The organism is Micrococcus sp. Mcc89 (genome assembly GCF_024519795.1).
GTDB lineage: Bacteria > Actinomycetota > Actinomycetes > Actinomycetales > Micrococcaceae > Micrococcus > Micrococcus luteus.
The window spans coordinates 1-8,517 of record NZ_JALJRI010000059.1 but is presented as its reverse complement, the minus strand read 5'-3'; the positions used below and the strand labels follow the sequence as shown (position 1 = coordinate 8,517).

General features: G+C 63.3%; 8 protein-coding genes. 6 read left to right on the top strand and 2 right to left on the bottom strand.

Annotation, left to right across the window (positions count from 1 at the left end):
* Positions 1-85: 85 nt before the first annotated feature.
* Together NR072_RS06710 and NR072_RS06705 are read right to left on the bottom strand one after the other, a co-directional pair.
* The gene (locus NR072_RS06710) at positions 86-283 is read right to left on the bottom strand and encodes a hypothetical protein (RefSeq protein ID WP_010078466.1); all 198 of its coding nucleotides are present in this window, start codon (positions 281-283) and stop codon (positions 86-88) included.
* A 44-nt stretch (positions 284-327) separates the two neighbouring features.
* Complete coding sequence (locus tag NR072_RS06705; RefSeq protein ID WP_036315702.1) at positions 328-660, bottom strand: DUF3024 domain-containing protein; 333 nt, start codon at positions 658-660, stop codon at positions 328-330.
* Between the two features lie 9 nt (positions 661-669).
* Here NR072_RS06705 and NR072_RS06700 point away from each other — a divergent pair, with 9 nt between their 5' ends.
* The 6 genes from NR072_RS06700 (at position 670) to NR072_RS06675 (ending at position 8,466) form a co-directional block, all read left to right on the top strand.
* Positions 670-1,239 carry a hypothetical protein gene (locus tag NR072_RS06700; protein ID WP_144823908.1) on the top strand — a complete coding sequence of 190 codons (570 nt, stop codon included), beginning with the start codon at positions 670-672 and terminating at the stop codon, positions 1,237-1,239.
* Positions 1,240-1,506: 267 nt separating this feature from the next.
* Positions 1,507-3,486, top strand: coding sequence for a site-specific DNA-methyltransferase (locus NR072_RS06695; protein ID WP_102708634.1), 1,980 nt, complete (start codon positions 1,507-1,509; stop codon positions 3,484-3,486).
* A complete protein-coding gene (locus NR072_RS06690; RefSeq protein WP_222120925.1) occupies positions 3,470-6,250 on the top strand; it encodes a DEAD/DEAH box helicase family protein in 2,781 nt (926 codons plus the stop codon). The genes NR072_RS06695 and NR072_RS06690 overlap by 17 nt, the downstream gene beginning before the upstream one ends.
* A complete protein-coding gene (locus tag NR072_RS06685; RefSeq protein WP_102708633.1) occupies positions 6,250-7,023 on the top strand; it encodes a DUF6414 family protein in 774 nt (257 codons plus the stop codon). The genes NR072_RS06690 and NR072_RS06685 overlap by 1 nt, the downstream gene beginning before the upstream one ends.
* Positions 7,013-8,182 carry an AAA family ATPase gene (locus NR072_RS06680; protein ID WP_070709235.1) on the top strand — a complete coding sequence of 390 codons (1,170 nt, stop codon included), beginning with the start codon at positions 7,013-7,015 and terminating at the stop codon, positions 8,180-8,182. Before NR072_RS06685 ends, NR072_RS06680 begins: the two co-directional genes overlap by 11 nt.
* On the top strand, positions 8,179-8,466 hold the full coding sequence (locus tag NR072_RS06675) for an AAA family ATPase (protein WP_070709233.1): 288 nt from the start codon (positions 8,179-8,181) through the stop codon (positions 8,464-8,466). Before NR072_RS06680 ends, NR072_RS06675 begins: the two co-directional genes overlap by 4 nt.
* The last annotated feature ends 51 nt before the right edge of the window (positions 8,467-8,517 follow it).

The following is an 8,517-nucleotide window of genomic DNA, read 5'->3' as shown; positions in this document are numbered from 1 at the left end:
TTCCCCGCTGTCTGCTCTTTCGGCATAACTCCATCCTCGTTTCCAAGGTCAGGAGCCTCCAACAAACCCAGGGCGCTTCAATCGGTCAGGAAGGCAGCAGGAGCACCTTGATGTCGTAGTCGAGCTTGCAGAGATAGAAGATCAACTCGACGACGGGACGGTGACTATCCCAGCGGGGCTGTGAGGGGCCGATCTCGCAGAACCTTGCGGCAAACTCAACCTTCTCGCGCGCGGCCGGGATCGATGCGCGGAAGGCCGCTTCATCCCATTGCTCTTCGCTCATACTCCCGACCGTAGCGGTGAGTACCGACACGGCCGTGGGAGCTCTCAGCCCCAGAAGATCGGATCCTGGTGGCTGCCGATGTAGTCGAGCAGACTCTGGACGTTCTTCGTCGGGCGCCTCTTCGTGTACTCGTGGAACTTCATGTGCCGGTCACGCCAGTAGATGCTCCACTGGCCGGTCTTGACGGTGTATCGCAGGCGCGCGACCGGGAACCGCGTCCAGTCGCCCTGCCCGTCCCACGGCGGCCGCGTCTCGATGATCGTGACGTGCCGGTCGGCGATCTCGGCTTCTACTCTCACCTGATCCCACAGGTGCTCGGGCACGCGTTCACGGCACCAGCGGCCGATGCGCAGCAGGTCGGTCTCGGGCATAGCCATACGTCCATTATGCTGTCCGATCTCCTCGGTAGCCTCGAAGCTGTGGCGGATACCAAGCAGACGAAGACCATCGGGGAGCATCACGTTGCGGCGGAGCTGGCCCGACGTGGCTGGGCGCCGGCACTGACTCATGACGGTCTGGAACGCACAGACATCCTCGCCGTGCTTGCCGACCCGGATAACCGTCGGATGGTCGAGATCCAGGTGAAGACGGCGCGTGGGTCGGCGTGGAGGTCGATCAGCTGGCCGCTCGGATCGAAGTCGCAGGGGCCGAGCCAGCACCAGCGGGAGTACTACGTCATGGTGGCTGTGTCGCATGACCTCGCCCTGCCGCCACGCAACTTCGTCGTTCCCCGCTCGCACGTCGCCGCCGCCGCATGGATCGAGCACATGAACTGGCTCACCGAACCCGGGATCGAACCGGGCAAGCGGAACGCACCAGTGGAGCGGTCACGGGTGCTGCTCTCCACGTTCGAACGCTACGAGGATCGCTGGGATCTGCTACTGGTCGACGAGATGGCGACGCTGGCGCCCTGGCCGAGGCGCGTGCGACGCAGAGCTCTTCGCGAAAAGTCCTGATCATGAGATACTGAGGACAGGTCGCAACGTTCGGTCGAGCCGGTATGGCTCCCGGTTCCGGCAACCATCGTCGCCCCGCTCCGGCGCGCTCCACCCCGTCTGTCGGTGGCCGTCGGTACGGTAAGACACGCCCCCGAGAGCACAACTTAAGTCGCGCGTCAGCGCGGAGGAGAACCAGTACAGCATGACATCGTTCAGCACCAGGCGGTCGCACGGCCCCAGCAGTACAGCGTGTAACCGTGACGTCCGCCGTCAGGAGGCCACGCGATGACCCCGTCGGTGCCGGACGAGACCCGAGACCTGCACCAAGAGTTGCTCGCTCAACTCCGTGACCTGGTGCCCAGTGCTTTCCTCGACGGTGAGCTCGATCGGGATGCGTTGCTCGGGGCGCTCGGTCTTGACGGTGACTCGAAGCCCGCCTTCTCCTTCACCTGGCCAGGCATCGAGCGAGCACGCCAGGACGCACGCGTGCCCACCACCGCAACGCTGGTGCCTGATGAGGACGCCTCGCTGCGTTGGTCGGATGCCCGGGACGTCCTGATCGAGGGCGACAACCTTCAGGTGCTCAAACTCCTGAAGAACGGCTACTCGCGAGCCGTCAAGCTGATCTACATCGACCCGCCCTACAACACCGGCGACACGTTCACCTACAACGACGACTTCGCGGTGCCCGAGCGGCAGTACCTCGAGGAGACCGGTCAGGTTGATGACCAGGGCAACGCCACCACCAGCCGGATCGAGACCGGCGGGCGCAAGCATGCGCCGTGGCTGACCATGATGTTCCCGCGTCTGGCGCTCGCGCGTCACCTGCTGCGCCGCGACGGCGTGATCCTCGTTTCCATTGATGACAACGAGGTCCACCACCTGCGGCTGCTGCTCGATGCCGTATTTGGCGGAGAGAACTTCGTCGGCAACTTCATCTGGAATGGCGGCCGTAAGAACGATGCTCGTCAGATCTCCGTTGGACACGACTACGTAGTGGCCTACGCGCGTGACCACACCTATCTGCGCGAACAGGACGCGCGCTGGCGTGAGCGCAAGGCCGGTCTCGACGAGATTTACGGGAAGGTCAAAGAGCTACGCGCTGTTCACGGTACAGATTATGAGGCGGCAACGGCGGCGCTACAGGCCTGGTACAACTCACTGCCTGACGAAGCCCCCGCAAAAGCGCACAAGCACTATCGCGTGATTGATGCTCGAGGTGTCTACTTCGCGTCAGATCTAAGAAGCCCGAACCCGAGGGCCAATCTCGTCTACACATTCCGCGGTCACGAACCGCACGCGAATGGCTGGGCCTACGGACGGGAGAAGATGGAGGCGTTCGCCGATGACGATCGCATCGTCTATCCCAAGAAGGAGGGCGGACGCCTTCAGCTCAAGTCCTACTTGCATGAGCATGAGGAGTGGGCACCCGCGTCCGTCTTCTATAAGGATCGCCGTGCCGCATCGAAGGCGCTAGACGAGCGCATGGGAACAACCGTGTTCGACTACCCGAAGGACACGGAAGTGCTCGCCCGCCTGTTCCACGCCATCACCGACGACGGCGACCTGATCCTTGACTTCTTCGCGGGATCCGGTTCGACGGGCCAGGCAGTGTGGGAGCAGAACCCGAAAGACGGCAAGACGCGGCACTGGATTCTGGTGCAGGTCCCCGAGAAGCCTGATGCGTCCGAGGAGTCGGGCAAGAACGCGCTGGCTGCCGGGTACGAGACGATCTTCGAGGTGACGGCGGAGCGACTGCGCCGTGCGGCGGCCTCCCTGCAACAGGAGACGCTCGATGCGCCACAGCTGGGCTTCCGGATCTTCCGCACGCGTCCGACGAACCTCGTCATCGACAAGCCGCTGTTCGCGCTTCCGGAGATGACCGGGCAGAGCTACCTGACGCAGGTGCTCGACCACACGGCGGGCGCTCCGGTGGTTGATGGTGCGAAGCCGCTCGACGTTGCGTGGGAGGTGGCGCTCAAGGCCACGGGAACGAGGCTCGATACGCGCGTGACGACGCATGAGGCGGACGGCGTGGTCGTCTACGAGTTCACGCCTGCCGTGGGCAATGCGTCCACAGGACGTCTCCTGATCTCGCTCGATGCGTTCTCGCTAGCCACGGCCGATGCGCTTGCCTTGAGTGATGACGACACCCTGATCCTTCGTGGTGACCAGGTCGAGGACTCGGTGACGCTGACGTTGGCGCCGCGGTTGCAGTCAAAGCTGATTCTTCTGGAGCGGGTGCCTCGTGAAGTTTCGCTTTGATGATCAGCCGCACCAGTCGGCCGCCGTCTCCGCGGTGGTCGACCTGTTTGAGGGTGCCCTGGTGCCGCCGCGCGATGCGCTTGCTGGGCAGGCACCTGGCGCGGATGGTCACGCGGGCTTCACGCTGGAACGCTCCGTTCTTACCGACAACCTGAGGACGATCACCACCCGTGAGGCTGTTGAACCGCAGGCCCAGCTCGAGCTGCTTGCGGAGACGGATCTCGAGGGCGCGGAGCGCGAGTTCCCGAACTTCTCGGTCGAGATGGAGACCGGCACGGGTAAGACATACGTCTACATCTCGACGGCGCTGCGTCTGGCGGAGCTGTATGGGCTGCGGAAGTTCGTCATCCTGGTTCACTCGATCGCGATTCGTGCGGGCGTGGTGAAGACGTTCGAGCAGACCGAGGAGCACTTCCGGCTGAAGTATCCCGGCGTCCCGTACAAGTGGGGTGTGCTGGGCGAGAATTCGGCACTGAACGACTTCACCGAACCGTCGGGCACGGTGCAGTTCCTAGTTGCCAGCGTGCAGGCGCTCGACAAGCCGGAGAAGAACACGCTGTATGCCAGTGCTGAGCAGCCGCAGCTGTGGGGCGACTCGCTGAGCGGTGTGCAGCAGATCGCGAAGGCTCGCCCCGTCGTCCTGATCGATGAGCCGCAGAATATGGCGACGCCGCTGCGCCGTCAGGCGATTGCCACACTGAACCCGCTGGTGGCGCTGCGCTACAGCGCAACGCACAAGGAGTCGTTCAACCTCGTGCACAGGCTCGGCCCGAAGCAGGCCGCCGAGGCTGGTCTGGTCAAGCGGGTATCGGTCAAGGGAATCGTCGCCGGCGAGGATGGCAAGCCGTACGTGCGCCTCGACAAGCTTCGGAGCGTCCGCAAGCGCCTGATGGCAGAGGCGGTCATCCACAAGGCCGGTGGCAAGCGGGTGCCGGTGGTGCTGCAGAACGGCACCGACCTGTTCGAGGAGTCCGGCAAACTGCCGCAGTATCGCGGGTTGGTGGTCGAGAGCATCGAACGTAAACCCGACCGGGTGATCTTCGAGAACAAGCTCGTCGTGCAGGCCGGGACTGAGACCGGCGTGGATTCCGAGGCTGTCTGGCGTGATCAGATCCGCCATACCATCCGAACGCACCTGGCTCGGCAGGGGCAGATCGACTCGATGAACCGTGGCATCAAGGTGCTGTCGCTATTCTTCGTCGAGCGTGTGGCTGACTACGCCGGTGACGAGGCGGTGCTGCCTGCGATGTTCGACGAGCTGTTCCGTGAGGAGTGGCTCCGGGCAGGCAATTCCGAGAGCGAGATGCCTGACCCTGCCGAGCTGCGGGTCGCCTACTTCCCGTCTACCAAAACGGGCATCCTGAAGGACACATCGGGGCGTGCATCGGACGCCGAGCTGGAGGCGCGGGCGTACCAGGAGATCATCGCGAACAAGGAGCTCATTCTCGACCGCGCCAACCCGCGCGCGTTCATCTTCTCCCACTCTGCGCTCAAGGAGGGCTGGGATAACCCGAACGTCTTCCAGGTCGGGTTCCTGCGTCACACGCGCTCCGAGCTGGAGCGTCGACAGCAGATCGGCCGTGGCCTGCGTCTGCCGGTGGACCAGAACGGTCACCGCGTGATGGACCCGGCGATCAACAGGCTGACGCTCATCGTCGACGAGTCCTTCACGGAGTTCCGCGACGGTCTGAATGCGGAGTACGTAGCCTCGGGTGGTGGCTCCGGCGAGGCCGGCCCCGAGGTCGACAACGCCGACAATGAGGTCGTCGTCCGCAGGCGCCCTGCCCTGTTCGAGAGCCCCGAGTTCGCTGAACTGTGGAAGCGTATTCGCTACAAAGCGCGCTACCGCGTCACCGTCGATCCGGACGCACTCCGCATCGTGGTGGCGGCGTCCGAGCATCTGGCTGACCTCGAGTTCATCGAGCGGCGCGCCAACGTGGTGCAGTCCGCCGATCTCGTCTACGACGACGAGGGACACGTCATCACGGCGGACTCCGCCGTTGCAGAGTCCCGTGGTGAGCGTATCGTCGTCGTAGGCCAGCGCCTTCCTGACGTCGTGCAGCTCATCGAGGATCAGCTGCAGTACGGCAAGTTCCCCCTCCAGCTCACCCGCCCGACCCTGGCTGGGATCGTGCGCGAGATCCTGAACTATCCCGACCGCGACTACGCACGTCACGTCCTCGACGATCCCGACCGCTGGGCACGGATCGTGGCGAACGCCATCCGGATCGAAGCTATCGAGCAGATGGTGCGGGGCATCAGCTACGAACCCATCGACGAGACGGACTGGTGGGATGCCGAGGTCGTGTTCCTCGAGGTCGAGTCCAAGAACCCGCCTCAGCCGCTGCCCGGCAACCCAGACCCGAAGAACGGCGTCATCGCCGCGCCCGAGGGCGGCGTGAACCTCTACGACCACGTCGACTACGACAGCCACGTCGAACGCGCCTTCGCCGCACAGCTCGAGAACAACCGCGAGCACGTCAAACTGTTCACCAAGCTGCCGCGCCGCTTCCGCGTCCGCACGCCTGTCGGTGAATACTCGCCGGACTGGGCCATCGTCTACGACGAGAACGGCGCTCAGCGGCTCTACCTTGTCCGCGAGACCAAGGACACCCGTAATCTCGACGACCTCGACTGGGACGAGGCGATGCGCATCCGCTTCGCCGAGCACCACTTCGACGCCGCACCGCTCGGGCCGGTCGATTACAACTTCACAACCGACAAACACGGACTGCTGATCGGCGGAGCCGGAGGCGATGACTAATGGCCGGCAACCGCAGAGATGACGCAAGTGCATCGATGATCAAGGTCATCTACTTTGATGAGGAGACAGCCTCGGACTATCTCGACATCTCCGCTGGAGGCAAGACAGCCTCCACGAGCGAACAGGTTCAGGAGCGGTCGAAGGAAACTCATGCCAAGGTCGAGGCTGGCCTGATGGCGAAGCTGAGTTGGCTGCCCTTCCTCGGAGCCTCGGGCGAGCTGAGCGCTGGTGCCGGCGCGTCCGCGGCTGGTAAGAGCATCCTCAGCAAGACGTTGTCGAACACGATCCTGACCGACTACCTATCCAAGGCAGATGGCGATTCTCGGGTAGTGCAGCTGCGAGACCTTCGGGTGACGGCACCAAAGGACTCGATGGCGTACGTGAAGATGTTCACGCCTTACATGGTCATGCTCAAGATGGACGACATTCCAGTCGACTTGGCACGGATGGACGAAGTGCTCGTCGGCGCCAAGGGCTACTACGAACTACTTGGCGAGGGCGCTGACGACACCAAGCGCGTACTGCGCTTCAACCTCAAGGCGTTCCGAAACAACTACGGACTCACCGATCTCGGACGCATGCGCCTCGTCTTCCACGGAGTGCTCGTCGGACAGACGCCGGAGCATGCGCTCAGCATGGAGGCCGAGATGTCTGGCAGCCTGGGCGGCACGCCCGTCACGGCCGTCGAACTCGTCGACGGTATAGACACGCAGAGCGACGATCTCCTGGATGTCTACGACGTGATCCTCGCGGGAGTTGAGCATGCCGCGTGATACGACGGTCACCATCTACTACGGCCCGCTGTCGTGGTTCGAAGACCAACTTGGGAAGAAGAAGCGCACGGGTCTTCTCGACATCGTCTATGAGCGCGACGAAGCCAACCGGCGGCATACCCATGTAGTTGAAGGCCAGGAGGCGCCGTCCGAGGAGCCCGCGCCGAGGCCGAAGCGGGTGGCAGCCGAATCGAGCGACTACGCCAGCTTGAACGAGCACGTCATCACGAACTTCGCCGGCCTCGTACGGTCGATCAACCCCGAGCACCTTCACCTGCACAACCCGCCTGCCCTCGTTCACTCACAGCTTGAGCGAGCGTTCACAACCGAGGTGAAGCGCTATGAGTACCCGGCGGTGACGCGGGACACTCTCGTTCGTTTCCGAGACGGCTTCGCCGGACATCTCGTGGGTCAGGCCGCAGTGAAGGAGGCGCTGCTCGCAGCGCTGTACCCACTGACCACGGCACGGCTGACGAAGCCAGTCGTCCTGATGTTTTACGGCCCGTCCGGTGTCGGCAAGACCGAGACTGCGCAGTTCGTCAACGGGCTGCTCGGGGGCACGCTGCTGCGCAAACAGTTCTCCATGTTCCACAATGAAAAGTTCGCGTCGTACCTGTTCGGCGGGACGCACTCCGAGGCATCCTTCGCGCGCGACCTACTCGACCGCGAGTCCGGTGTCATCCTGATCGACGAGTTCGACAAAGCGAACTCGGTCTTCCACAGCGCCTTCTACCAGCTGTTCGACGGTGGCGCGTTTGAGGACAAGAACTACAGCATCGAGCTCGGCCCGTCCTTGATTATCTGCACCTCGAACTACGGCACCGAGGACGAGATCCGCAAGGCTCTTGGCGACGCCCTCTACTCGCGATTCGACTCCTTGGTTCACTTCAAGCCGCTCTCCAAAAAAGAGATCCGTCAGGTCATCGACCGACTTGTTGACGACCGCGTATCCAAGCTCGCGCCCGACGAACGAGCGCGACTGGAACCCGAGACCATCAAGGGCACCCTGTATCCGCTGGCTGATAAGGGCGGCAACGTGCGCAAGCTCGGCAAGCTGGCCGACGAGGTCATCTCGCTGGTGTTGGTGCGCGCCGTGCTAAATGAAGCAGCCAATCCCAGCGGGGCAGCTGTCTCCGGTGACGAGGAGACCGCGGCATGAGGGTCAGACAGCTTGAGATCGAGAACTTCCGCGGCATCACAAAGGGACGCGTGGTCTTCCAGCAGCGCACCTTGCTGGTCGGCGGAAACAACATCGGGAAGTCCACAGTGTGTGAGGCATTGGAACTGGTCTTGGGCCCGGAGCGCCTCTACCGCCGCCCGGTTATCGACGAACACGATTTCTCCCACGGCGCCTACCTTGGCGACGAGGGTGGTCCACGCGAGATTCGCTTTCGCGCGGTTCTCACCGACCTTTCGGACGAGCAACTACGCCGGTTCTTCTAGCTGTTGTGGGTCATGAGGTTCTTGGCACGAGGGCCGGGCTGAGATGAGACG